This is a genomic window from Lihuaxuella thermophila (assembly GCF_900110165.1).
GTDB lineage: Bacteria > Bacillota > Bacilli > Thermoactinomycetales > Thermoactinomycetaceae > Lihuaxuella > Lihuaxuella thermophila.
On record NZ_FOCQ01000003.1, the window covers coordinates 272987 to 296937 of the forward strand.

24 protein-coding genes and 2 tRNA genes are annotated in these 23951 nt (G+C 47.9%); 4 read left to right on the forward strand and 22 right to left on the reverse strand.

What is annotated here, in order from left to right; all coding sequences use genetic code 11:
* Nucleotides 1-12: 12 nt before the first annotated feature.
* The 5 genes from BMW55_RS04845 to BMW55_RS04865 are packed head-to-tail and all read right to left on the reverse strand — an operon-like array spanning nt 13 to nt 3797.
* Nucleotides 13-693, reverse strand: a complete 681-nt coding sequence (locus BMW55_RS04845) for a sugar transferase (protein ID WP_342027736.1) — start codon at nt 691-693, stop codon at nt 13-15.
* A complete protein-coding gene (galU, locus tag BMW55_RS04850) occupies nt 690-1583 on the reverse strand; it encodes a UTP--glucose-1-phosphate uridylyltransferase GalU (RefSeq protein WP_089965881.1) in 894 nt (297 codons plus the stop codon). The genes BMW55_RS04845 and galU overlap by 4 nt, the downstream gene beginning before the upstream one ends.
* Before the next feature lie 35 nt (nt 1584-1618).
* Complete coding sequence (locus BMW55_RS04855; RefSeq protein WP_089965883.1) at nt 1619-2380, reverse strand: tyrosine-protein phosphatase; 762 nt, start codon at nt 2378-2380, stop codon at nt 1619-1621.
* Between the two features lie 41 nt (nt 2381-2421).
* Nucleotides 2422-3084, reverse strand: coding sequence for a CpsD/CapB family tyrosine-protein kinase (locus tag BMW55_RS04860; protein WP_244527437.1), 663 nt, complete (start codon nt 3082-3084; stop codon nt 2422-2424).
* A gap of 26 nt (nt 3085-3110) precedes the next feature.
* On the reverse strand, nt 3111-3797 hold the full coding sequence (locus BMW55_RS04865; RefSeq protein ID WP_089965885.1) for a YveK family protein: 687 nt from the start codon (nt 3795-3797) through the stop codon (nt 3111-3113).
* 440 nt (nt 3798-4237) lie between these two features.
* Between BMW55_RS04865 and BMW55_RS04870 the strand changes: the two genes are divergently transcribed.
* Nucleotides 4238-5440, forward strand: a complete 1203-nt coding sequence (locus BMW55_RS04870) for an endo-1,4-beta-xylanase (protein WP_170839743.1) — start codon at nt 4238-4240, stop codon at nt 5438-5440.
* 18 nt (nt 5441-5458) lie between these two features.
* Complete coding sequence (locus BMW55_RS04875) at nt 5459-6643, forward strand: endo-1,4-beta-xylanase (RefSeq protein ID WP_089965889.1); 1185 nt, start codon at nt 5459-5461, stop codon at nt 6641-6643.
* On the opposite strand, the gene BMW55_RS04880 is transcribed toward BMW55_RS04875, so the two are convergent.
* The 5 genes from BMW55_RS04880 to BMW55_RS04900 form a co-directional block, all read right to left on the reverse strand.
* Entirely contained in the window at nt 6618-7571 is a 954-nt protein-coding gene (locus BMW55_RS04880) for an LCP family glycopolymer transferase (RefSeq protein WP_089965890.1), read from the reverse strand. The genes BMW55_RS04875 and BMW55_RS04880 overlap by 26 nt on opposite strands.
* A 349-nt stretch (nt 7572-7920) precedes the next feature.
* Entirely contained in the window at nt 7921-8142 is a 222-nt protein-coding gene (locus BMW55_RS04885) for a hypothetical protein (protein ID WP_089965892.1), read from the reverse strand.
* Nucleotides 8143-8370: 228 nt separating this feature from the next.
* Entirely contained in the window at nt 8371-8577 is a 207-nt protein-coding gene (locus BMW55_RS04890; RefSeq protein ID WP_139179438.1) for a glycerophosphodiester phosphodiesterase family protein, read from the reverse strand.
* Nucleotides 8578-8604: 27 nt separating this feature from the next.
* Nucleotides 8605-8910: a hypothetical protein gene (locus BMW55_RS04895; RefSeq protein ID WP_089965896.1), complete on the reverse strand. Its 306-nt coding sequence runs from the start codon at nt 8908-8910 to the stop codon at nt 8605-8607.
* Between the two features lie 15 nt (nt 8911-8925).
* Entirely contained in the window at nt 8926-10206 is a 1281-nt protein-coding gene (locus BMW55_RS04900; RefSeq protein ID WP_089965898.1) for an ArsB/NhaD family transporter, read from the reverse strand.
* A gap of 285 nt (nt 10207-10491) precedes the next feature.
* On the opposite strand from BMW55_RS04900, the gene BMW55_RS04905 reads away from it, so the two are divergent.
* A complete protein-coding gene (locus BMW55_RS04905; protein ID WP_089965900.1) occupies nt 10492-10860 on the forward strand; it encodes a Na-translocating system protein MpsC family protein in 369 nt (122 codons plus the stop codon).
* A gap of 84 nt (nt 10861-10944) precedes the next feature.
* Here BMW55_RS04905 and BMW55_RS04910 read toward each other — a convergent pair whose 3' ends face one another.
* The 3 genes from BMW55_RS04910 to BMW55_RS04920 form a co-directional block, all read right to left on the reverse strand.
* The gene (locus BMW55_RS04910; RefSeq protein WP_089965902.1) at nt 10945-12279 is read right to left on the reverse strand and encodes an MFS transporter; all 1335 of its coding nucleotides are present in this window, start codon (nt 12277-12279) and stop codon (nt 10945-10947) included.
* A 12-nt stretch (nt 12280-12291) separates the two neighbouring features.
* Complete coding sequence (locus tag BMW55_RS04915) at nt 12292-13479, reverse strand: iron-containing alcohol dehydrogenase (protein WP_089965904.1); 1188 nt, start codon at nt 13477-13479, stop codon at nt 12292-12294.
* A 320-nt stretch (nt 13480-13799) separates the two neighbouring features.
* Nucleotides 13800-15395 carry a TROVE domain-containing protein gene (locus BMW55_RS04920; protein ID WP_089965906.1) on the reverse strand — a complete coding sequence of 532 codons (1596 nt, stop codon included), beginning with the start codon at nt 15393-15395 and terminating at the stop codon, nt 13800-13802.
* 94 nt (nt 15396-15489) lie between these two features.
* On the opposite strand from BMW55_RS04920, the gene BMW55_RS18955 reads away from it, so the two are divergent.
* Nucleotides 15490-15669, forward strand: coding sequence for a hypothetical protein (locus BMW55_RS18955; RefSeq protein ID WP_139179439.1), 180 nt, complete (start codon nt 15490-15492; stop codon nt 15667-15669).
* 127 nt (nt 15670-15796) lie between these two features.
* Here the strand turns inward: BMW55_RS18955 and BMW55_RS19240 are convergent.
* The 9 genes from BMW55_RS19240 to BMW55_RS04955 all read right to left on the reverse strand — a co-directional run bounded on the left by BMW55_RS19240 (nt 15797) and on the right by BMW55_RS04955 (nt 23941).
* A tRNA-OTHER gene (locus BMW55_RS19240) sits at nt 15797-15938 on the reverse strand.
* 431 nt (nt 15939-16369) lie between these two features.
* Nucleotides 16370-16448: transfer RNA gene (locus BMW55_RS19245), tRNA-OTHER, on the reverse strand.
* 154 nt (nt 16449-16602) lie between these two features.
* A complete protein-coding gene (locus BMW55_RS04925; RefSeq protein ID WP_089965908.1) occupies nt 16603-17466 on the reverse strand; it encodes a sugar phosphate isomerase/epimerase family protein in 864 nt (287 codons plus the stop codon).
* Nucleotides 17467-17675: 209 nt separating this feature from the next.
* Nucleotides 17676-18698 carry an NADH:flavin oxidoreductase/NADH oxidase gene (locus BMW55_RS04930; protein ID WP_089965911.1) on the reverse strand — a complete coding sequence of 341 codons (1023 nt, stop codon included), beginning with the start codon at nt 18696-18698 and terminating at the stop codon, nt 17676-17678.
* Nucleotides 18699-18891: 193 nt separating this feature from the next.
* On the reverse strand, nt 18892-19482 hold the full coding sequence (locus BMW55_RS04935) for a YitT family protein (protein WP_089965913.1): 591 nt from the start codon (nt 19480-19482) through the stop codon (nt 18892-18894).
* 169 nt (nt 19483-19651) lie between these two features.
* Nucleotides 19652-20050: a DUF1259 domain-containing protein gene (locus BMW55_RS04940; protein WP_425283817.1), complete on the reverse strand. Its 399-nt coding sequence runs from the start codon at nt 20048-20050 to the stop codon at nt 19652-19654.
* Nucleotides 20051-20444: 394 nt separating this feature from the next.
* Entirely contained in the window at nt 20445-22019 is a 1575-nt protein-coding gene (locus BMW55_RS04945) for an extracellular solute-binding protein (RefSeq protein WP_170839744.1), read from the reverse strand.
* Nucleotides 22020-22081: 62 nt separating this feature from the next.
* On the reverse strand, nt 22082-22972 hold the full coding sequence (locus BMW55_RS04950) for a carbohydrate ABC transporter permease (protein ID WP_089965918.1): 891 nt from the start codon (nt 22970-22972) through the stop codon (nt 22082-22084).
* Between the two features lie 3 nt (nt 22973-22975).
* A complete protein-coding gene (locus BMW55_RS04955) occupies nt 22976-23941 on the reverse strand; it encodes an ABC transporter permease (protein ID WP_089965920.1) in 966 nt (321 codons plus the stop codon).
* Nucleotides 23942-23951: the final 10 nt, after the last annotated feature.

Here is a 23951-nt window from a genome sequence, read left to right on the forward strand (position 1 = left end):
ATGAAGGTAAATTTATGATGATAAAAACACAAATGAAAGAAACCCAATGCTAAATGTATTGCTCCTGACCATGACCATCACTGTTTTCAACAGGATTTTCAAATCGTTGCGGAAAGATACATTTTCGATATAGGTAAAGTCATATTGCAAGTTTTCATGAATCGGTTTGGTCCGGTCCATGCTGATTTGCCACAAACCCGTAATGCCGGGTTTTACTAAAAACCGTTGCTTTTCATAGTTTGTGTAATACTGTTCGACAATCATCTTCTGTTCGGGACGGGGTCCTACTAAACTCATCTCCCCTTTTAATATGTTCATTAATTGCGGCAATTCATCTAAACTGGTTTTTCTCAGGACCCTCCCTATTCTCGTAATCCTGGGATCATCCTCGCTTTCCGGAGATCTTCCCTGGCTGGGTGCATCCACATACATGGTGCGAAACTTATAGATGAAAAACTCTTTTCCGCCTTTCCCGATTCGGGGTTGCTTAAATATTACGGGCCCTCGGGAGTCCAGCTTGATCAAGAGAGCGATTGCGCCCAAAAGAGGGGAGAGCAAAATGAGGAGAAACGCAGCAATCACAATATCAAACAATGGTTTGATATTGTGATATATGGGCGATTTACTCTCTCGGTTGTCAATCCCGCATATGCTTGATTCTGAATCAGCCCCATACGCATGCGCCTCCGTCAACGATTGATATTTTGAAGTGAGTTTTCTTTCGCAAAGTTTGCCAAATATTGACTAAAGCTTTCGTTCAACTCTTCATTTCTAAGGGCAAACTCGATATTGGCTTCTAAAAAGCCCAATTTGCTTCCAACATCGTACACTTTGCCTTCCAGCATATAGCTGAACATGGCTTCTTGTTGAACAAGGATCTGCAACGCATCCGTCAATTGAATCTCTCCGCCAACCCCTCTTTGGGTATTTTCCAGGATTTGAAAGATCTTCGGTTCTAAAATATAACGTCCCATGATCGCCAAATTAGACGGAGGGTTCTTCTTTGGCTTTTCCACCAGGTTTTTGATTCGATTCACCCGCAGATTAATCTGTTCTCCCTCAATCACGCCATACTTGTCCACATCTTCCCAGGCAACAGGCTGAACACCAATGATACTGGCTTGTTTCTCCTCATAGAGACGGATCATTTGCTTTAAACAAGGAGTTTCGCTGTAGCAAACCATGTCTCCCAATAAGACGGCAAAGGGCTCATTTCCAATTAATTGACGGGCACACCAGATGGCATGTCCCAGTCCCAATGCTTCCTTTTGTCTCACATAATAAATATCTGCCAGATTGGTAATGCCTTCGACAAGTTTATATAACTCTTGTTTATTTTTTTCTACCAAATTGAACTCCAGTTCAATGTTTTTATCAAAATGGTCTTCGATCGCGTGTTTGTTGCGGCCGGTAATGATGATAATTTCTTCAATTCCGGACTGGACCGCTTCTTCCACAATGTATTGAATCGTCGGCTTATCCACGATGGGAAGCATTTCTTTCGGCATGGCCTTTGTGGCCGGCAGAAACCTTGTCCCCAATCCGGCTGCCGGAATGACCGCTTTTTTGACTGTTCTCTGCATGAATGATCCCACCCCTGAAAGATCTCTGAAGATATTCAAAAAGAAATCCACTTCTTATTCCTGTCTATGGTCGGTTCCAATCGTTCGCAATCTTCTCCCCAGAAAACGGCCTCGGCATTGATTCGAAACATCCGTTCCTCTTCTCTGGAAGTTATGTGTGAAATCAATTCATAGGCGGTTTTCAATTCCGGGCGCCTTCGTACTGTGTTATGTGCGTCGCTGGCGATCACCTGAACCAAACGGTGTTTAACCATATACTCAGCAACCGCTTTTGTCCGTTCTCCCATCCATCCCATCAAGCTGCCTGCCGTCAGTTGAGCGATCGCTCCTTCGCGTATCCAGTCCGCAAGGAGATCGAAATTTTCCCGAATCACTGCGTTTCGTTCAGGATGTGCGATCATCGGAACCAGTCCATTTTCCAGCAACTCATAAATGAGCTTTTCAGTAAACCGGGGGATGGTTTGAACAGGAAGCTCAAGCAAAACGTATCTGCATTGATTGACGGTAAGTACATTAAACGAAAAAATATTTCTCAGAAACTCCACATGAATGTGAACTTCCGCCCCCGGATGGACACGCAGGGGAATCCCTTTGCGATCCAAAACCGATTGAAACTCATCAACCGCTTTTAATACCTCTTTGGAGAGATTTTTATAGATACCGTCATGCGTGTGCGGCGTTGCCACGATATCGGTAATTCCGTCCGCAACGGCTATTCGGGCCATCTCCAGCGCCTCTACCATGGTTTGTGCTCCATCATCAAGTCCCGGAAGAATATGACAATGGAGATCGATCATATATTTCCTCCCATCGCTGACACCACCCGCAGAAACATCACTCAATAATAAGCAATCGTTTCAACCTCTTTATCATTTAAAACTGTACCAATCAGATTTGCCTTCACGTACTCCAGCATTGCCTTTACTTTCTTTGCGTCATCATAACTGACTTTACCGCTGCTGATCACCAAAAGCACGCCATCCACAAAGCTGGCCAATAGCTGAGGGTCCGTAACGGCGAGAATCGGTGGCGTATCGATAAAGATCACGTCATATTGCTCTTTTACTTCCTCGAGAAGGTCCTGCATCCGCCGGGATCCGATCAAATCCGCAGGGCTGCTTGGCGGTTGGCCGGAAGTGATGACATCCAGCCAGATATCCGGGACTTCGCTGATCACCTCACCGGCTTCAGCCTGATTCATCAACACGTTAGAGAGCCCCTTATTATTAGGCATTCGGAAGATATGATGGAGATCAGGCCGGCGAAAATCGGCATCGATGAGCAAAACCTGCTTTCCCGATTGCGCCATGGCAACCGCAAGATTGGAAATAATGGTGGATTTGCCTTCACCGGGAAGAGCAGATGTAATCATGATCGTTTTGATTCCCCGGTTCATCGCCGTGAATTGAATGTTTGTTCGCAAAGTTCGAAAGGCTTCCGCTATTGGGGATTTGGGATTATAGAGGCAAATCAGCTTGCCTGCTGCTTCACGGTCCTTCAACGGTTTCCCTCCTTTCGCCATCTTTTTCACACCTTCGCTTTCTTTTCTTTCTCAAAGTTGGTGATGACCCCCAAGAGTGGAGCCTCAAACAACAGTTCAACCTCTTGCTCGGTTTTAATGGATCGATCGAAAAACTCCTTCAAAAGCACAACGGCAATCCCGACCATCAACCCAAGCGCAAAAACGAGAGCCGAATATTTATAGGGACTGGGGTTTACAGGAACCGGGTTCGGTTCTTCCTTTGCTTTGTCAAAGACTGTAACTCTTGCCACTTTCATAATATGGTGAATGTTTTTCTCAAAAACTTCAGCAAAGCCATTGGCAATCATCACTGCCTGCTTATGGTTGCCATCCGTAACCTTGATCGAGAGAATTAGCGAATCTTTGACGGGGGTTACACTCACTTTCTGCAGCAGCTGATCAGGGGTAAGCTTCAAATTTAACATGCTGATAACTTCATTTGCGATCCGTTCGCTTCTAATGATGTCCGCGTGTGTGTTCAGATCCTTTTGATTGGCCAACACATCATTAAAAGAATTACCGCTGCTATATGTTTTGACATATACATATGTCGTAGCTTCATATTCAGGTTTCTGCACAAAATAGATCACCAGTCCGGTAGCGAGACTGAGCAACAATGAGACAGTCAGAATCAGCTTTAAATGTTTGCGAATGATTCTCCAAATATCAGCGAGTCCGATTTCCCTTTCCATATATGTATATAAGCTCCTCTTCCCGTAAGTTTAAGCATTTGTAAATAAGAAAATCATGAATTTAAAGCCCGTTTCTATTACGAATACATATCATAACATTTGACTGTACATGGTTGGAATGGAACAACTCCTACCCTATCTTTCGAAATCAGAAGCGATTTTGTGTCAAAAAGACCTTTCAGCAATTCCTGGTAAAATTTATGCAGTCCTATATTTGTTCATCATTTTATCAGCTTTATTCCTGAAAAACCATTTAAAAATATGTAAAAAGAAAAGAAAACCAGCAATATTTGTCATTCATTCCGGTACGGAAATCACCCAACATCCTCTTCAGTCACTGTCAATCCCCCCTCTGTTTGTATGTAGACGGATTGACATTGCATTTCCAATTCGTTGTGGTAAATTTAGTTATGAATGTTTATGAAGGAGGATCTTATAATTTGAGACTTCCGGTCAATCGAGCATTGCTGTTCATCTCCTTTTTTTTTGCTTTAGCCAACATATGTTTAATCATCCAGTTAATAAACCATACCGCTGAAACAAGAGTGAATGAAACTTCCCGAAATGTACAACCCACTCCCGCTTTAAATAACCGGTCCGGGGGTACCGATCAGCCGTCTCCTGCCTCAGGAAAACAGACCTCTCTTCGGGAGCTGGCCAAAAAGAAAAACTTGTTAATCGGAACATCTTTAAGACACTGGCCTTTTACCAGAGAACATAAGTACAGAGAAATCCTCTATCGGGAATTCAACACCATCACGATTGAAAATGCGATGAAAATCGAGAATATCCATCCCCAACCGGATCATTATAATTTTTCGGAGTCCGACTTACTGGTAGATTTCGCTTCCGATCATCAAATGAAAGTCAGGGGGCACACACTCGTCTGGGACAAAGGGCTTCCAACATGGATCACAGAAGGCAAGTACTCCAAAGAGGAAACCAAACGAATTCTCAAAGAACACATTCAAATGATCGTTTCTCATTACAAGGGAAAAGTTTTTGCTTGGGATGTGGTGAACGAAGCTTTTCATGACGATGGGACGTACCGCGATAATTTCTGGTTTCGGTCCATCGGCCCTGAGTATATTGAGCTCGCCTTTCGTTGGGCACACGAAGCGGACCCTGATGCCCTTTTATTCTACAACGATTATAATAATGAAGGATCTAACGCCAAATCTGATACCATCTATCAAATGATATCAGATTTTAAAAAACGGGGTGTTCCCATTCACGGAGTCGGATTTCAGCTGCATACAGCGATCGATCAAAAGCCGGATCTGAAAGCAATCTCCAAAAATATGAAGCGCTTGGCAGATCTCAATATCCAAGTACATATCACAGAATTGGACGTAAAAGTAAACAAAAAACAAGCAGCGACAAAAGAAGCCTGGGATCAACAAGCAGAAATCTATGGTGATCTTCTTAAAACCTGTCTGTCAGCGAGCAATTGCAAAGCTTTTATCATGTGGGGCTTTACGGATCGCCATAGTTGGCTGGAAGAATACTCCCCTCTGATCTTTGATAAAAATTACAATCCCAAGCCGGCTTATCAGAAATTAATCGACATTCTATCACAATCCGCCGGCTTCCCTGCAACATTTCGGCTTCCATCATCCGTTGCCGCAGCCCATCGATCTTGATGAAAGGAGGCCACCATTTTGTTCGAGAGGTTTCCTATAAACAGAAGATTGCTTTACTTATGCCTGTTCTTGTTTTTCATGAACTTATTGCTGATTCTATGGGTATATCTCATCTCTAAAACAAACGAAACAAAGGGCACCTCCGACCGAGGACCGGGAGCAAAAACTGCTTCCCTTCGTGAGTTGGCTAGCTCGAAAAGCTTCCAAATTGGTTCATCCGTCAGATTTGAATCGTTCATCAGTGAAAGAACGTATCGGCAACGTGTGAACCAAGAGTTTAATATGATCACCATTGCCAATGAATTAAAATTTGAAACCATCCATTCAAAACCGAATCAATTCGACTTTTCCAAAGCTGACTTTCTGGTGGATTTCGCCATGGAGAAGCAGATCCATGTCAGAGGGCAAACACTCATTCAAAGTGAAGCACTTCCCGGCTGGGTGACACAAGGAGACCATTCCAAAGAAGAAATCAAACAAATGATGAAGAAACATATCCAAACGATAGTTTCCCATTACAAAGGGAGAGTTGCCACATGGAATGTGGTCAGCGGCGCTTTTAATGACGACGGTTCGTTTCGCGATAATTTCTGGCTTCGAACTATTGGTCCCGAATATATTGAGCTGGCCTTCCGCTGGGCACATGAAGCGGACCCTCATGCACTTTTATTCTACGATGACCATCAGATGGAACGATGGAATGCCAAGTCTCAAACCGTTTATCAAATGGTATCAGAGTTTAAAAAACGAAGTGTCCCCATCCACGGCATTGGGATAAGAATACAAACAGACAGTGACCAACAGTTTTCAAGCCATGCCTTGTCAGCAAATATGAATCGTTTTTCCAATCTCGGCATGCAGGTGCAGATCATCGATTTTGATGTAAAAATAAAAAATAATAACTTACCATTTAAGGAGAATTTGAAGAAACAAGCCGAGCTATACGGAATCGCCCTGAAAGCGTGTCTGTCATCAAGCCATTGCACCGCATTTATGATGCAGGGTTTCACCGATAAATACACCCGACAGCAAGAAAGCTTTCCCCTCATCTTTGACATCAATTACAAGCCAAAACCGGCATATTTTACGTTGATGCACATTTTATCCCAAAATAATGCAGCCTCTCGGGGCGGGACGAGCTTGGTACGCTTCATCTATGCCCATGAGAGGCGGCTCCTTATTTCAACTCCAATTGTTGTTTGATCAAAGTGTTTAACCGGTTTCGTTCTTCCTGGGGAACGATGTAATAATAAACACCGTTGATCTTCGTGCCGCGGCCCTTGATTTCTTCTTGTTTGATATTTTGTGCCGCTTGCCTGTAGGTGGTGCTCATCGTTTGCATTTCCTCAAAGGTCAAGTTGGTTTTCACATTATTCCCCAGGCTGTCCAGAATTTCTCCCAGTTTGGTCAAGACCGCCGGAGTGGCCGCTTTTTGAATGACGGCTTTCAGTACCTGCCGCTGGCGTTCCGCACGGCCGAAATCCCCCCGGGGATCATCGTACCGCATTCTCGAATATTTTAAGGCCTTCACGCCATTCAGATGAAGGTCCCCTTTTGGAAAGGAATAGCCTTCATAATTAAATGAGAATTTGTTGGTGACGTCGACTCCGCCCAAAGTGTCCACAATTTGGGCGAATCCTTCCATATTGATTTCCACGTAATAGTCAATGGGGATATTGAGGAATTTTTCCACGGTATTAATGGTCATTTCAACCCCGCCAAACGCATACGCGTGATTGATTTTATCCTCTTTTCCTTTGCCCACGATTTCCGTGCGGCTGTCCCGCGGGATGCTCATCATCAAGATGGAGTTGTTTCTGGGGTTCACATTTAACAGCACCATGGAGTCCGAGCGTCCTCTGTCATTTTCCCGTTCATCGACACCCATAATTAAAATGGAGACCGGTTGTTTCTTATCAACCGAAACCTTTTCGTCGCGAAGGTCAGACTTTTCTTTCTTTAAAGGCGTGTACATCTTCTTTGCGGCAGATTCAACCGAGCTGTATAAATAGTAGGCATATCCTCCCGAGGCAAACAGGAGAACCCCCAGGGCAATGATGACAATCTGAAGCCATCTTTTGCGTTTCTGCTTTTTCACCCGCTCTGTCCGAGACTTCTCAGTGTTAATCATAGTTCTCCTCTCTTTACTATCATGATTCTGTCATGCGCCTCAATTCTTTCATCTATTATATTAAATGAACACGAAAATAAACAGGGCGGAACCCGTATTCTTCAATGATCTCCGAGTCACCTCCCATTCCGTAATAGAATGCTTGATGATTGGTAGTGCAAATCCCTTAACCTATTATTCGCATAAAATCTCTTTTTTTGGGTTCTGAAAAGACGAAGGAACAACCGGATGATGGATCACATCATTGAAATAGAAAGAGAGCAAGCGTCCCAGTTTCAACACACCGGTCGCACCTGCTCTCCATGTCGGCATCCAAAAAATAGAAACGCAAAACCACAGACCGGTTTCATCATCGGTCCTGTGATTTTGCAAAATCTGTAATCGCCCTGTACTTTCTGGAGATTTGCGTGTCTACATACTGTTTCCACATCTGCTTGGCGCATTCTGCCGAACAGATGGGGGACTCAAAACTAATCTCCACGAAACGCGCTTCTTTTCCACAGATTGAACAAGGTTCCGTCTTGGAAGCAGGAACGAGTAGATTTTCGGCTCGGTGCAGGCTGTTGTTCACGTCTTCCCCTCCTTGACCCATTGTTCCAACCTGTTCTTTCTCCCATAATGAAAATGCCATACTTTAACAATACCATACTTTTTATTTTTTATGGCCATTGATTTTTTTGCCGTTTTTCCAAACGATGCGGCAGGATAGGGATTTTTGTCATTCCGAAAACCGCATCACCCCATAACAAGAAAAACCCTTGAAATGGATCAAGGGTTTCCCGGTCGATTCGCATCTGTTTTATCGCTTAGTTTCTTGACGATGCTCACGAATAGCTGCTTGCAAGCGGTCGGGGAAGTTGGAAAACATGCCGGTGACTCCCCACTCAAGCAGCCTTTTCATATCTGCTTTTCCGTTTACTGCATAGGGGTGGATCATCAGTCCGGCCTCTCGTACCTTTTGTACATCCTCGCGGTCGATCTGATCAAAGTCCGGACCTGCACCGATCGCATATTTGAGCTCCGGATGGAGTTTTCACTGTTCCGAATCCGTGAGCCCTTCCTTCTCCCATTTGACACTTTGTAATAACCGATGTTTCATCAGCGCCAGAATGAAATCCGTGTAATAATCATGACGCACAATGACCCGGTATTCGTGGTCCGCGTATGCGTAAAACAGGACGTCCGTATACACCTCGTTATCTTCAAAAAAGTTCTGTACTTGTTTGAGATGGTCTACAAACGGTTTTTCTTTCAGGACTTGAATGTGGAACTCCACATCGTCCTTATTTACCGTTTCCCGGATTCTTATGATGTCCTGGTTATACTGGTAAGTTAACATACGTTTTATTCTCCCTTACATTAAATAACGGATGTACACATATACGCTGGACAAAATGATGGACAGCAGCATCAGCGGAAAACCGTATTTAAAAAACTGAACAAATGAAATCGGATATCCTTCTTTTCCTGACATGCCGGCTACAATCACGTTTGCGCTTGCGCCAATGAGTGATCCGTTTCCGCCGAGACAGGCTCCGAGCGCGAGGCTCCACCACAGCGGCTCCAGATTGCTGACTCCCATATTCCCCATTTCCTGAATCATGGGGATCATCGTGGCGACAAACGGGATGTTGTCAAGAAAAGCGGATGCGATGGCACTCAGCCACAAAATCAGCATCGAGGTGGCCGTCAGATCCCCGCCGGTCAGCTCGATCGCCGTCTTGGCCAGTTGAGAGATCACCCCTGTTTCAATAAGGCCGGAAACCAGAACAAACAAACCTACGAAGAAGAAAATGGTCATCCATTCCACTCTGGCAAACGCCTCTTCCATCACATGTTCCCCAGTGAAAAGAAGCAGAAGGAATGCGCCGGCCAATGCGACCGTCGCTGATTCCAGATGCAGCAGCTGATGCAGGAAAAAACCGAGAATCGTCAGCCCCAGGACAGTTAAGGACTTCTTCAACAGTTTGCGATCCGTGATTAATTGGGTTTCATCCATTTTCATCATGCTCCGCTTCAGTTCATCGGTGGTTTGGATCTGATTGCGGAATAACAGGATAAAAAGCGGGATATGCACGGCCATGATAATAACTGCGATCGGTCCCAAATTTTCGATAAAGGCCATAAATGTCAGCTCTTTGACGGCGCTTCCGATCATGATGTTGGGCGGATCTCCGATCAGCGTTGCCGTTCCTCCCACATTGGATGCGAGGATCTGCGTAATCAGAAAAGGAATGGGATTGACGCGGAGTTGGCGGGTGATGCTGAAGGTGACCGGCACCATCAATAGCACGGTGGTTACATTATCCAGAAATGCCGAGCCAACCGCGGTGATAAGAGCCAGCGCAATCAGGATGCGGACCGGCTCTCCCCGGGCCTTTTTGGCGGCCACTACCGCGATATATTTGAACACTCCCGTTTCCGCCGTGATGTTCACCAGAATCATCATGCCGATCAAAAGTCCGAGCGTATTGAAGTCAATATGGTGAACCGCAGTCTCTTGATCGACGATGCCGAGTACCACCATCAGTCCCCCGCCGATCATGGCAACAATGGTGCGATGAATTTTTTCGGCAATAATCAGTGCGTAAATGACAAGAAAAATACCAATCGCCCAAATTGCTTGTTGTTCCATAGCTCCTCCTATAAATGTAGAAACTTTTTTCATTTATGCCCAAAAATGGTGAAGTTAAATCGGATGTCCCCCTTTGTCAAACATTGCTTCTCCGGCCCGTACCGAAAAAAAGACAAAAGGAGCCTGCGGGTGGCAGGCTCCTCCTGAACAAACAATTTTTAATTTTATTCCAAGGCAATTATACGGTGATTTTTAACAAAAGTAAAGGTTTTAACTGCTTGTTTGAATATTGGTCAAGGAAAAGGCCTAAACTGATAAAAGCAGGAAGGAACAAGGAGCAGAAAGATGCAATTCAAAAATCTGACCGGGTATCAAAAAGAAATTTGCGATGCTTTTAGCGAATGTCAAAATCAGTTGCTTGGAACCCCATGCAATGATTTCGAAGTATTCATTTCCGGAAACATCATCGTGATCATTTCCAGAGGAACGCCAACGATTGACGAAGTATATACACGTATGACCCTTCGGGGAAGACGTGTCGATTCCGTCTTGCGTGATATGAAAAAAGAGGTATATGATTCGCTCATGAAAGCGAGACTGGCAGAAATCACCGGACGTCATGTCGTATGCAGCTATTCTGATATTGTCTTGAGAAGCCAAGAAAAAGTGGAGATCTACTGCCTGGAAGAGAGCATTGTGGAAGCCCTGAGCTGAGGCCATCGCGGAGGTTGGGCGTAAGCGGTAAAAAAACAACCCCCTATCCGCTATTGGACAAGGGTCGCAAGAAGAAGGATGCACTCATCCCGCAGGGGTGTTACGTTGAAATCCTTCTTTTTTTGCGTTAGTCCGTTCTTCCGATATTTCTTTTTGATACGTTTCAGAGGTCCAGTACACGGAGATGAGCGTAATCAGGCTCATAAAGATCAAGTAAACGGCGACAGCCCATGGTTTGCCGCCGGTCCAGGCGATCAGCGAGGTGGCGACCAGCGGGGCGATTCCTCCCGCAAATACCGATGCCAATTGAGCGCCGATGGAGATACCGCTGTAACGGACCCGTGTTCCAAACAGTTCGGACAGGAAGGCGGCTTGCGGTCCGTACATCGCCGCATGGCCGAACACCATCGCCAGCACAATGGCCAGCCAGATGAATAAGGTGCTCTTGGTATCAAGCAGCCAAAAGAAGGGGAAAGCGAACAGCGCGGTAAATGCGGCCCCGCCCATGTAGACCGGACGGCGTCCGATGCGGTCTGAAAGAGCGGCAAACAGCGGCATGGCAAAAAACCCGATGGCAGTGGCCAGCGTGACCCCGGTCAGCACCATGTTTTTTGCCAGATCCAATTGTTCCGTGGCATAGGTAAGGACAAACACGCTAAAAATGTAAAAGGACCCGTTTTCGGCAAAGCGAGCGCCCATCGCCTGGAGCACTTCTTTCGGATGCGCTTTGAGCACTTCCAGGATCGGCATGCGGGCTTCTGTCCCCGTTTCCTTCACTTTTTGAAAGGCTGGCGTCTCCATCACGCGCAGGCGGATAAACAAACCGACCCCGACCAAAAGGATGCTGAGCAGGAACGGAATACGCCATCCCCATGACAAAAATTGTTCGTCCGGCAAAGAGGAAAACAGGGTAAATACAGCGGTCGACAGCAACAATCCTCCCGGAACCCCCATCTGCGGCCAACTGCCGTAAAAACCTCTTTTGCCTTTCGGAGCATGCTCCACTGCAATCAAAGCCGCTCCTCCCCATTCTCCTCCCACTCCAATCCCTTGCAACAAGCGCAGGACGATGAGCAGGACGGGAGCCCAAATCCCGATGTTTTCATAAGTCGGCAACAGTCCGATCAGCGCGGTGGAAATCCCCATGATTAAGAGTGTCAAGACCAGCATGGATTTGCGTCCGATTTTGTCCCCGTAATTACCGAAAATAATTCCGCCAAACGGCCGCGCGACAAAACCGAGCGTAAAAGTGGCAAACGATTGCAGTGTTCCAACCAGCGGATCGGACTCCGGAAAGAAGAGCTTGGGAAAGACGAGAGCGGCCGCTGTCCCGTATAAAAAGAAGTCATACCATTCGATGGCCGTACCGATGAAGCTGGAAAATGCGGATTTGACGACCTGGTCCTTGGATGGTTTCATCGGGTTCACCCCTCACTCATAATTTCCAATACTTTGAAAATTATAATCATAACAAACACGATACAGCTCCACGATTTCCGCATGTGTCGGAATGCGCGGATTCATTGCCGGACTTCCGCTCTCCAGAGCATCAGCCGCCATTTTATCGACGACTTGCTCCAATTTGGCCCGGTCGATCCCCTGTTCTTTCATATTGGGAATATTGAGATCCAGGCAGAGTTGTTTGATCATGGAAACAAACTCGTCCGCCGCCCGCTCATCGGCAAGCGCTTTCAAATCATCGCAATAGACCCGGCCAATGGCGGCCAAACGCTCGATGCATGCCTCCTTGCTGAACTCCAGCACGGCCGGCAGCAGCATCGCATTGGATATGCCGTGCGGGACATGAAAAACCGCTCCAATCGGGCGGGACATTCCGTGAACCAGACAAACGGATGCGTTGGAAAAAGCCATACCCGCCTGCATCGCAGCGATGGCCATGTGTTCTCTGGCCTCCAGATCGCTCCCATTTTTATAAGCCGTTCGTATATTCCGGCCAATCAGCCGAATCGACGACAAGGCCAGCGAATCCGTGACCGGTTGGGCACGGCGTGACAGGTAGGCCTCAACCGCATGGCACAAGGCATCGATTCCGGTGGCAGCAGTCACATGGGGCGGTGACGAAACGGTCAAAACGGGGTCGACAATCGCTACTTTGGGGATGAAAGCGGGATGCTTGATCATCATCTTCACATCGTTGGTCGTGTTGGTGACCACGACGGCACTGGTCACCTCGGAACCTGTCCCAGCTGTCGTCGGAATCGCAATCATCGGGACCGGGGGATGGATGATCGCTCTTTTCCCGCCCATATAATCGCGGATATAACCACCGTTTTTCGCCACGATGGAGACCGCTTTGGCTGCGTCCAGACAGCTGCCCCCGCCGATGGCGACAAGCAGGTCGCACTTTTCTTGTTGCAAGATCTCCAGGGCTTCCGCAACATGCTGATCCGTGGTCTCCGAATTGACATCCGGATACGAAACAGAAGAAACCCCGGCTTGATCCAGTAACTGTTCACACCGCTTCACATAGCCGAGCTTTTCCATGACGCGGTCGCTGATGATCAGCGCCCTTCTCCCCAAACTTGCCGCCTGATCACCTGCCTGCGACAGAGAACCGCGACCGTACAGAATGACCGGCGGCACGCGAAATTCGTTCATCAGGTTCCTCCTTCCATGCCTTGATCTCAACGGGAATCAGCTAATAAATTAAACTTTTATTCATACTTTTACAAACTTTCTATGTATATTATATCAAATTGCTTCTGCTTGTCCCAGCCAGTCATGAAATCGAAGGTTGAGCATGGAGCCGTGCTTTCCTCAATTCCGTCAGGTATTCCTCTTTCCACCTTAATGCCACAGCAGCAGAGAGAAACCACGAATCATCCAAAAAGAAAGCAGGCGATAACGCACCAAGCGTTACCTGCCGGCTTTCGTTCTTATTGATGACGGTGAACAACACCGATGTCATATAGAGGGATTTACAGTTCATTATTGGCTATCATTTGGACAAGTTTGGGAATACCCGGGTCAAATCCGCCGAAGTCATAGGAGTTCGGATCATCCGGGTCGACCAGCGTGATATTGTAGGGCGTCAAAGTGACATAGATCGCCTTGATGTGCGGATTCACCTTGTTCCGATAATCCGCCAGCGCCTGAGAGGGATGCCTGCGCCCTGCCCAGGATTCGCTATCGGTCCAGAAACAGATCACATCCGCGTGAAAGTTTTTCTTGATCATCCAATCATAAGCAACCGAAGCGTCTGTCGCGCCGAAGGTTTGATTCTCTGCCTTCTTGAGAGCGGAGGAGAAACTGTCTTTCGCGGTGATCTTCAAGTCACGAAACGTTTCAGCAAAGCCACGAATCATGTAATTCTTTTCCGCTTTGGCAGTAACCAGCGCCATCGCGGTTGCGATTTCTGAACAGGTTAATCCGACGGAAGGAACATGGGCATAACTCATCGAGCCGGAAACGTCCACGGCATGCATGAACACCTTTCCGGTCGGTTCTTGCACCTCGAAGGACAGCTCCACCGCTTTGTCGAGAATGTCTACAAGGCGGGCAACCGGTTCCCATGTCTTTTTGCTTCTGCCGATCCTTCCTCCGGATTCATACGTTTTGAGCGCCTTCAGCACATCGATGGGGTGGATGCGACCTTTGCGCAGATGATCTTTATTGTTCAGAACTTCTTCGACCCTGTCCAGATTCGCCGTTTCATCGGCACGAAGTACACCAATTTCGGTGAGGGAGCCGAGATTCCGAAGCATCGCCGTGATCGGCATGCCTTCAAACAGCAGTTGCCATGCTTGTTTGTCCATCACTCCGACAGGCGCTGCCATTTCATGGGTCAAGCGCCCCTCCCGAATCGCTGTATGGGTTTGCTCAGGATTTCGCTTTAACCATTCATACCACCAGATTTGAGACAGTGCATCAGATGGCGGTTCTTCAGGCAAATCTGTCCATCCTTTGACGACCCATTCAAACAGACGCTGATGGTCAACCGTTGGCGGATGGACATGGAACAGACGCAACACATCCCGGTTGGAGAATCCATGACGTTGTTGGTATTTGAGAAGCTGGTAAGCCAGACCTTTCACGTCATTCCTGGACAGCCATTCGATTCCGGCTTTCCGGACGATCTTGCCGAAACCACGAATGGCTTTTGTATAGGAAAGCCACTCGTAAAAATGGCTTGCCGTTCGTACCACTTGAGGAAAGATGTCCAAAAATGCCTGCTTCGCTTCAGGCTTGGTCCCCATTGAAAGCAGAACCAAAGCGAACAAAGGAGAGCTGTTGTTCACCGAGCGACCATCGGAGGCGTAGACGATCTCCTCGGCAACTTTGCACGGATCTTCTTCGATCGCCAGTTTCAAGGTGTTTACAAAGTCTTCCGTTAGCTCGGTTCGTCCCGCATAGTAAGCTCCGTTTGCGGTTCCCGTGATCAGGCAACGTCGAACCATCGCCCAGGTTCCGGCTTCAAACATGTAGCCGCCGGAACGACCCTGTACCATCTGCTTCCCGGGAATCGGTTGTGTCTGCGGAGTGGATTTGAACAGATCGGTGAAGAACTTGTACATCTGTAAACACCTCCGGCCCTTTCGGGCAATAAATAAGGTTAAAGAATTGCAATGCTAAAATTGTTTACTACTCTACAGATCAGCATGTGACAATATGAGCGTGAAGAAATTTACGAAAATTCCACCGATGACAGGGATGATTGCAAATCAAGCAACAGCAAACAGTACACCTTTAGCGGATCATCAAGAAACTCTGGCAGTTCAACAAGTGGACAAGGAGCTGGATGTTCACCCTTCGAATCATGGTACTCATTTTAGTGACATTGATTTTTAAATAATCAAAATAAGCGGTGAGAGCTGCCGCAGGTTAACATTATTAAAAGAGGGCAAGGAATCGGATCAAGGGCGCTGGTCGGAGCCACATTCCGATACGATAACCTTGATCCCTCGGCCCTTGTTTGAGGACAGGGCAGGACTCGAACCTGCAATCCCCAGATTCAACGATAACCCTACTGTCCTTCGACCCGTGAGGGTAAGGAGTCGGACCAGGGAAACGGACTTAAAAAGTCAGTCTGGTGCCTTAACCTTTTTGGCTACCTGTCCATGTTGCGGCGGAGAGGGACTCGAACCCTCGACCTCCCGCTTAAAGGCGATAACCTTGATCCTTCGGCCTTCCAGGGCAAGGAGTGGGCAAGGATTTGCGTGGTACGCCAGTTGGGAGGGACTCGAACCCTCATGCACGCCGACCGTGTCCCGATCCACGCTTGAATTGGCGGCGATAATCCACGCCCGTCGGCCCTGTCGGACAAGAGAGCGGAACAAGGAATTGGCGCTCTGGCCACTGAGCTATCCGCCGCATTTCAAAAGAACGCAACGAGGCGGGAGTCGAACCCGCTGGTCTCACGACCACCAAGCCCCTCGATAACCCTCATTCCTTCGGCCCGGATGGGGGCAAGGGATGGAAAAGGGATCACTCACTTGGCGTCTCCACCCGAGACATCTCGCTGACATAAAAAAGAGGGCAAGGATTGATCAAGGGACGGTGGGATTCGAACCCACGTGACGAGTTTCCCCGCCTTTGGCCACAGACGATAACCCTTGATCTTCGGCCCTCTCGACATGTAAGGGTAAGTGATTGAAGGGACCATTTTTCCGAACGATCACCCATGTGCTTTTGACCCTGGATTTTCTATTGTAATGAAACGTTTTTATACTGTCAATATTGTCATTTTTCTCCCGTCAAAGACAATTTCCGTTTCTTTCCCTATCAAACCTCCTCCCAGATCCGCCGGGCATTGTCCATACTGATCTTTGAACCCAGTCGGCAATCTTCCATGCCTTCAAATTCAATCGAAATAAAACCGTCGTAACCGGAGTCTTTAATGATTTTCAGGATAGTGCGGACATCCAGATCCCCGTGGCCGAAAATGGAACCTCGCAGGAAGTTTCCGGACAATGTTTGAAACCATCCTTCTCCCGGATCTTGATGTCTGGGGCGAAGGTAAAAATCTTTCCAATGGATCATTGATGCATACGGCAGATTCTTTTCAACCGCCTGAACCGGATCCTCATCCACACACCAAAAATTACCAATATCCAGCGTCGTTTTAAAATTGTCCCGATCCACCAGATATAACAACCTCTGGATCCGGTCACTGGCCTGAACGTAATAGCCATGATTTTCAACACTGGTGATGATTCCGTATTGTTTGGCATAATCGGCAATTTGCCGGCAAGCGGAAACGATCAGGGGCAAATCCGCTTCAAATCGATGGATGTCCGTTTCATGTTTCGGACGGGAGGCGACATCGTGCCGCATCCGTCCGGCACCTAAGCGATGGGCGATATCCACATGCCTCATCACCCGTTCGATCTCATTCCGATAACCGGCTTCATCCAGCCCAATAAAGTTTGCACCGATGGCATAGTTCGAAATCTCCAGCCCGAGCTCCTCTGCTTTTCCCTTTATTTCATCAACCAGAGAAGAGTGATCTTCCAGGCTGAATCCGTGAGGCACAATCTCAACATGCCGGGCACCTTGCTGCTTCATCCAATCCATGGCGTCCAATACCGTCATTTCACCTGAAGCCATTGCCTTTGACAAACTGTACGTGCTCAACCCCAGTTTCATCGTTTTCCCTCCGTGGATGAAAATCAACATGAAAAATGGTGCCGAAATCTGTTCCAAGCTTGAACGTTGATGGATTCTGAACAGTTGGCAACCCGAACCGGGAAACCTTCCGCCTCCGATGACAAAGAAGAAGTTTCTGCGCTTCCTTCTTGGTTCTTAGGCTGGCTTCCTGTTTTCCCGTCTTTTCACATCTCCAATCGCCCTAAAAATCAAAATGCACGCACATATTGTCTGGGAGGCTCTGCTTTATGTCCTAAAGCTTCTGCGGCATGAATGGCCCAATACGGATCTTTTAACATTCCCCGCCCCACGGCAACAAGGTCCGCGTCGCGATTGGCGATCACCGATTCCGCCAAGACAGGATCATCCAGCATTCCGACGGCAATGACGGGTACATCGAGCGCTTGTTTCACCGCCCGGGCCATCGGCACTTGATAGCCGGGGAAATTGCCCGGTTTTCTGTTGGAGCCGGCCGGTCCTTCCCCACCGGAAGAGATATGGAACAGATCGACCCCCGCCTCTTTATATCGCTTGCAAACCTCAATGATATATTCCAGGTCATACCCGCCATCGGCATATTCAACAGCGGAAACGCGCATCAGGAGCGGCATCCGGCTCGGCATGACACTTTTGACCGCCTGAATCACTTCGACCCCGAACCTGGCTGGGTCTTGACCGTATTCGTCTTCTCTTCGGTTGGTTAACGGCGAATGGAATTGATGGATCAGATAGCCGTGGGCGCCATGAAGCTCGATCGTATCCACGCCCGCCTGAATGGCCCGCACAGCGGCATCCCTGAACTTTTCCACCATCCTTTTCACTTCATCGGTGGACAGCGCCCTTGGTGTTTTAAATTTGGAATTAAAAGGGATCGCTGACGGCGCGACAGGCGTCTTTGCATCTTCAGCTTTCCGGCCGGCATGTGCGATTTGAATTCCCATTTTTGCACCATGTCGGTGGCACGACTCAATGATCCGCGCAAAAGCCGGAATGTGATCATCTGACCATATGCCAAGGTCAAAATCTGTAATCCGGCCATCCGGTTCGACGTCTGTCATTTCTATGATGATCAATCCCGCTCCGCCAACCGCCCTGCTGGTATAATGTACAAAATGCCACTCATTCGGCTTCCCGTCTCTGGCTTCCACGGAGTATTGGCACATGGGAGGCATGACGATTCGGTTCTTCAGTTCCAACCCTTTAAAAGTAAACGGAGTAAATAAATGAGCCACTTTCCAGCATCCTCTCTTCGCATCTGTTTTGGATCTGTATGGGATGTAGTCTGGATCAAACGCCAAGTTCTTATTTCTCTGCTGCAATACTTTTCTATAAAATATTATAAATCAAATCGGTTTACTCTACAAAAGTACGAGTATAACTTTATTTTTGAGCCATGACAGTGCCTGATCTCCCTTCGTTCCGGGATCAGGCATTCTCACTGATTTTCCAGGTACACAGACTGGTCGTCAATCCCACCGCCGTAATGGTGATAAGGGAAAGCAATAAAGTCTCTTTGGAAATCAGCCAGCCGCCAAGGCTGATGACCATGGCATCAATCATAAAAATAAGAACCCCTACATTGATCCGAAAAACAGAGGCTAGAAGTTGGGCCAGCAGGTCTGTGCCACCCGTGCTTGTTTCATGTCTGAGCATCATACCGATTCCCCATCCGACAAGGATCCCCCCGACTATGGAACTGGATAAAGGATCCAACCGGACACAGGCAAGGAATTTAAATTGCAGCGGTTGGAGAAGATCAATGAAAAACGAAGAAATCAACATGCCGTACACACTGTTGTAGAAATAATCACGATCATAAAACCAGGCCAGCGCAAAAATCGGAACGCTCAATAAAAGGATGGTGAAACCGGCTTTCACTCCCCACAAATACTTGCAAATCAAACCGATCCCAATCATTCCCCCGTCCAGCACCCGGTAAGGAGCCAAAAAGCAATTGATTCCGATTGCCAACACCGCACTGGCTGCCATAATGATCCATACTCTTGAAAGCGACATGATTTACGTTCATCTCCGAAACAGAGGACATGCTTTATGTATATGAGGCCCCGTCTTTTATTATCCTGGCTGAACAAGATTTCCGTCTGTGCGGCGACAAGAAAAAGCAAGCCGAAGCTTGCCAGTCGGTTCTATCTTCCTGTAAACAGAGACTCCTTTGATTCACTCTCTAATCCCTTAACACGCGTAAAGCTTGCGCAGCTTTCCTCGCAAAGCTAATCGGATTTTCCACGGATTCAAAGTGAATATACATCAGACGCGGCTTCTCGAATAACCAGTGGTTATGCAGGGATGCCACAATGATCCCTTTTTTGCGCAACTCTGAAATAAACGGGTTCACTTCTGCAGGTAAGATCACGGTTTCTCCCAGGTTTAAGGCCCGGCCTTGTCTGTCGATCGATTCAAAAGTAAAGAAGGTTGGCAACACCAGAGGAGACCGGCTGCGACGCCCCAAAATCGTTACCGGGATGTTCCTGAACTTTTGCACAAAACAAACCCCATTCATCACACTGGGCTGACCCCCGACAATTCTGGCAAACTGGTTGCATAGCCGCTGTAAATTGCCCAAACTCGATTCCTCCCTTTCCATCTTGAATAAAAATCAATATAGAATATGATGGAAAGGAAACTCTTGCATCTCCATTCGCCCGAAATAGAAATATTTTTTTAGAACCGATCGCCGGACCCTTCATCTTATCAATAATCCCGTTGTTTGATAATCTATTGAAAACATGAGATTTTTGGCAGTCTTGCAGTCCGGCCCACACATACGGCTTGATGAGTCGAATGGCTTCCTTCCAATCTCTCGTTCTATTTTATATGATGATTCAATCACCTGGAGCGATCAATTTCTCCCCCCACTGTGAGCATGGCCCAACCCGCAACAAAGATGAAGCAGCTGCAGGACTTGTCTGCAGCTGCTTCATTTTTTTACCCCTATTCTCAGAGCATGACCTCATGCTTTATTTAAAATCTTCCACTTTGGTACCTGTCGCCCGGACTTGCTCGACATAGGCCTGAAACACGTCCTGGCCTTTGTACTTGGTCATTAACTCCTGGCGGTATTTCGGCCAGTTTTTGCCCGATTTTTCGTCAAACAGCATTTTGGAATGGTACTCGTGCATCTTCGCCCGGAAGTCGGCGAGGTTTAACCCTTTCGGCGGGGCCACATTGGTGCCGATCGACGGAATTTTGGGATAGGATTTCACGGTTTCATCGATTTTCCGGTCGCGCTCCGTCATGCGCGGGTCGATCACTTCCAGGCCGAGCACTTCCGGTTCAGCCGGGGTGAAGAAATCATACACATCGAGAAAATTGCCTTTCTCCACAATCTCTTTCTGGATGGCATCCGGTTTCAGCGTGATTTTGTTGCCGCTGCGCGTATAATGTTTTCCTTCCACACCATAATGGGTGAGGAGATACCCTTCTTCGCTGGCCAGCCAATCCAAAATTTGCACGGAGCGCTTCACTTTCTCCGGTTCGTTCTCTGCGACAGATTTGGGGAAGAGAAAGGCTGTTTCAGGAAGTGTTTCCGTCCAGATTCCGGGCTGATCCTTAAAGGGGTTAAACGGAATCCAGTCGGCCTTCGGATCAATGGCCTTCGACTTATTTTGCAGACTTTGCGGGTTGGCATCCCAAATCAAGTCGCGCGTATGACTGGCTACAATGCCCACTTTTCCCTGGGCCGCCCGGTCAATGTGCGCTTCTCCTTCATTTAAATACCAATCGGGATCGAGAATTCCTTCTTTGATCATCTGCACCGTTTCATCAATCACATTTTCTACGCGCGGGTCGGATTGCACATCGATAAATTTGCCGTTTTCGATCATAAACATCCCGATCAAACCGTTATGGAGATACTGGGGCAAATCGATGGACAGCCCTTTTCCGTTGCCGGATGCCGACATGCCGTACGTGTCCTTCTTGCCGTTGCCGTCGGGATCATTATTCGTAAATGCGCGCATGACGTTGATCATTTCGTCATAGTTGGTCGGTACTTGAAGCCCCAGTTTGTCCAGCCAGTCTTTGCGGATATAGTAGGAACGGTACACATTCCGCGCAAACGGAATCGGAGCGCGCACAAACTGGTTTTGTATGGCATATCGCTTTAACTCCTCTTCTTTGACCCATTTGAAATAGTTGGGCATCGTCTTCGGAGAGACAAACGGGGTCAGATCCGCCAATACTCCGTTGAGAGCCAGGGTTTGGCTCATGATGCCGGTCGACAAAAACATATCGGGCGCATCACCGCTGGCCACTTTGACGTTCAACTGATTATCCCGGTCCGGTCCAAACGGCATAAACTCGATGGTTAATTTCACATTAAACTTTTCTTCGATCTTCTTTTTCACAAAATCGTTCTGCACATCCGGCAAAACCGTGGTCGCCTGATCCACCATGGTAAACCACTTCAGCTCCAGTTTTCCCCCGCTGCCCCCTTTTTCATTTTCACTTGGCTTTTCCCCGGTAATAAACGAACAGCCGCTGAGCACAAGGGTAAAAATGAGCAGCCAAATCGCCAGACGCTGAACCTTCATGGCTTTTTCCTCCCTTTTTATCATTTCAAGCGCTGAACGCGGGAACGCGAGCGAATCCGGTTTCATTCCTTCACAGACCCGAGCAAAAACCCTTTGACGAAATATTTTTGCACAAACGGATAAATCACCAGAACCGGCAAAATCGTGACGACCACCGCGGCCATTTGCAAGGTTTCCGGGGGAAGCTGCTGGATTAGCGTCGGATTCTGCGTCAACAGCTCCTGGCTGACGCTTTGCGCCTGCAGCATATTTCGGAGTACCACCTGCATCGGATAGAGGGATTTATCCGTAATGTACATAATCCCCTGGAAATAGGCGTTCCAGTGTTGGATGCCGTAAAACAGGGCCATGGTCGCCATAATCGGCTTGGAGAGCGGCAGGACGATCCGGAACAGAGCAGCCAGCTCCCCGCAACCGTCCACTTTGGCCGCCTCCTCAATCTCCTCGGGAAGATTCTCAAAAAAGGTTTTCATGATCAGCATATTAAAGGCGGAGACCAGCCCCGGAATAATCAGTGCCCAAACGGTATTTAAGAGACCCGTGGCCCGCACCACGAGGTAGAGCGGAATTAAGCCTCCGGAAAAAAGCATCGTAAACACGATCATAAACAGGAAGAAGTTCCGGCCCGGCAGTTGTTTCTTGGAAAGCGGATAAGCGAGCAGAGTCGTTACAATCAAGTTGAGCGCCGTCCCCACAACCGTCACAAAAACGGTCACCTGAAGCGCCCGCGGGATGACAGGGCTTTCAAAAATCGCCTTATACCCTTCCCAGGTCACTTTTTCCGGGAAAATGACAAACCCGCCGTTTTTCAGGACGACATCGATCGGGGTGACCGACATGACAAACACGTAGTAAATGGGAAAGAGTGCGGCAAGGGCGAAAAGGGTTAAAATGAGGTACAAAATGGCGTCAACGATCCGGTCGCTTTTTGTTTTGTACAGTATGGTGTTCACCCCCTACCAAATACCTGAACCCCCGAAGCGTTTGGCCAGCTTGTTCGCCCCGATCACCAGAACCAGTCCGACGACTCCTTTGAAGAAGCCTACCGCCGTTGCCATGCTGAACTCGAGGTTTTCCAGGCCTCTTCTGAATACCCACGTGTCGATAATATCACCTGTTTCATACACTCTGGCGTTGAGGAAAATATATACTTGCTCAAAGCCAGCATCCATAATATGGCCGATGCGAAGAATCAACAGCAGGAGAAACACATTGCGGATGCCGGGCAAGGTAATGTGCCACAATTGCCGCCAGCGGCCGGCGCCATCGACCACCGCCGCTTCGTACAGCTGGGGATTGATGGCCGCCAGCGACGCCAGATAAATCACCGCTCCAAAGCCGGTGTTTTTCCAGATGTCCGTAGTCACGAGAATGGTCCGGAAATATTCCTGATTGGTCAAAAAGTCGATCGGATTCATTCCCAAATGGCGAAGCAGCGTGTTTACCAGCCCCGATTCGGGAGCCAAAAAGGAAAAAGCAAGCGCATATACGATCACCCAGGACAAAAAATAGGGTCCGTAAGTAATCGTCTGCACGGTCCGCTTAAACCAGCGGACCCTGATTTCGTTCAGGATCAGTGCCAGCAACAGATCGGGCAACATACCGAAAATGATCCGGTACGTGCTGATCATCAACGTGTTTCGGATCGTTCTGTAGATGTCGGGGGAGGTGAAGATCTCCTCAAAATGCTTGAGGCCGACCCAGGGGCTGTGCCAGATCCCTTTGATCAAATTGAAATCCTTAAAGGCGATCACAACACCCACCATGGGGAGATAATGATAAATGAGGAAGTAGACGAGACCGGGAAGCATCATCAAATAATACCACCGATACCGGTAAACTCTTCGCGCAAGACGAGCGAGTTTGGTCTGCTTGTGTGTGAGAGCATCCATTCCTGTTTCTGTTGCCGCGTGACGGGTCATGCCAGCGATC

Coding starts and splice junctions, on each gene's coding strand:
- galU (WP_089965881.1), bottom strand. CDS start 1,583: ATGCAGAGAACAGTCAAAAAAGCGGTCATTCCGGCAGCCGGATTGGGG.
- BMW55_RS04855 (WP_089965883.1), bottom strand. CDS start 2,380: ATGATCGATCTCCATTGTCATATTCTTCCGGGACTTGATGATGGAGCA.
- BMW55_RS04865 (WP_089965885.1), bottom strand. CDS start 3,797: ATGGAAAGGGAAATCGGACTCGCTGATATTTGGAGAATCATTCGCAAA.
- BMW55_RS04880 (WP_089965890.1), bottom strand. CDS start 7,571: ATGATTAACACTGAGAAGTCTCGGACAGAGCGGGTGAAAAAGCAGAAA.
- BMW55_RS04895 (WP_089965896.1), bottom strand. CDS start 8,910: ATGTTAACTTACCAGTATAACCAGGACATCATAAGAATCCGGGAAACG.
- BMW55_RS04900 (WP_089965898.1), bottom strand. CDS start 10,206: ATGGAACAACAAGCAATTTGGGCGATTGGTATTTTTCTTGTCATTTAC.
- BMW55_RS04905 (WP_089965900.1), top strand. CDS start 10,492: ATGCAATTCAAAAATCTGACCGGGTATCAAAAAGAAATTTGCGATGCT.
- BMW55_RS04910 (WP_089965902.1), bottom strand. CDS start 12,279: ATGAAACCATCCAAGGACCAGGTCGTCAAATCCGCATTTTCCAGCTTC.
- BMW55_RS04915 (WP_089965904.1), bottom strand. CDS start 13,479: ATGAACGAATTTCGCGTGCCGCCGGTCATTCTGTACGGTCGCGGTTCT.
- BMW55_RS04920 (WP_089965906.1), bottom strand. CDS start 15,395: ATGTACAAGTTCTTCACCGATCTGTTCAAATCCACTCCGCAGACACAA.
- BMW55_RS18955 (WP_139179439.1), top strand. CDS start 15,490: ATGAGCGTGAAGAAATTTACGAAAATTCCACCGATGACAGGGATGATT.
- BMW55_RS04925 (WP_089965908.1), bottom strand. CDS start 17,466: ATGAAACTGGGGTTGAGCACGTACAGTTTGTCAAAGGCAATGGCTTCA.
- BMW55_RS04935 (WP_089965913.1), bottom strand. CDS start 19,482: ATGTCGCTTTCAAGAGTATGGATCATTATGGCAGCCAGTGCGGTGTTG.
- BMW55_RS04945 (WP_170839744.1), bottom strand. CDS start 22,019: ATGAAGGTTCAGCGTCTGGCGATTTGGCTGCTCATTTTTACCCTTGTG.
- BMW55_RS04955 (WP_089965920.1), bottom strand. CDS start 23,941: ATGACCCGTCACGCGGCAACAGAAACAGGAATGGATGCTCTCACACAC.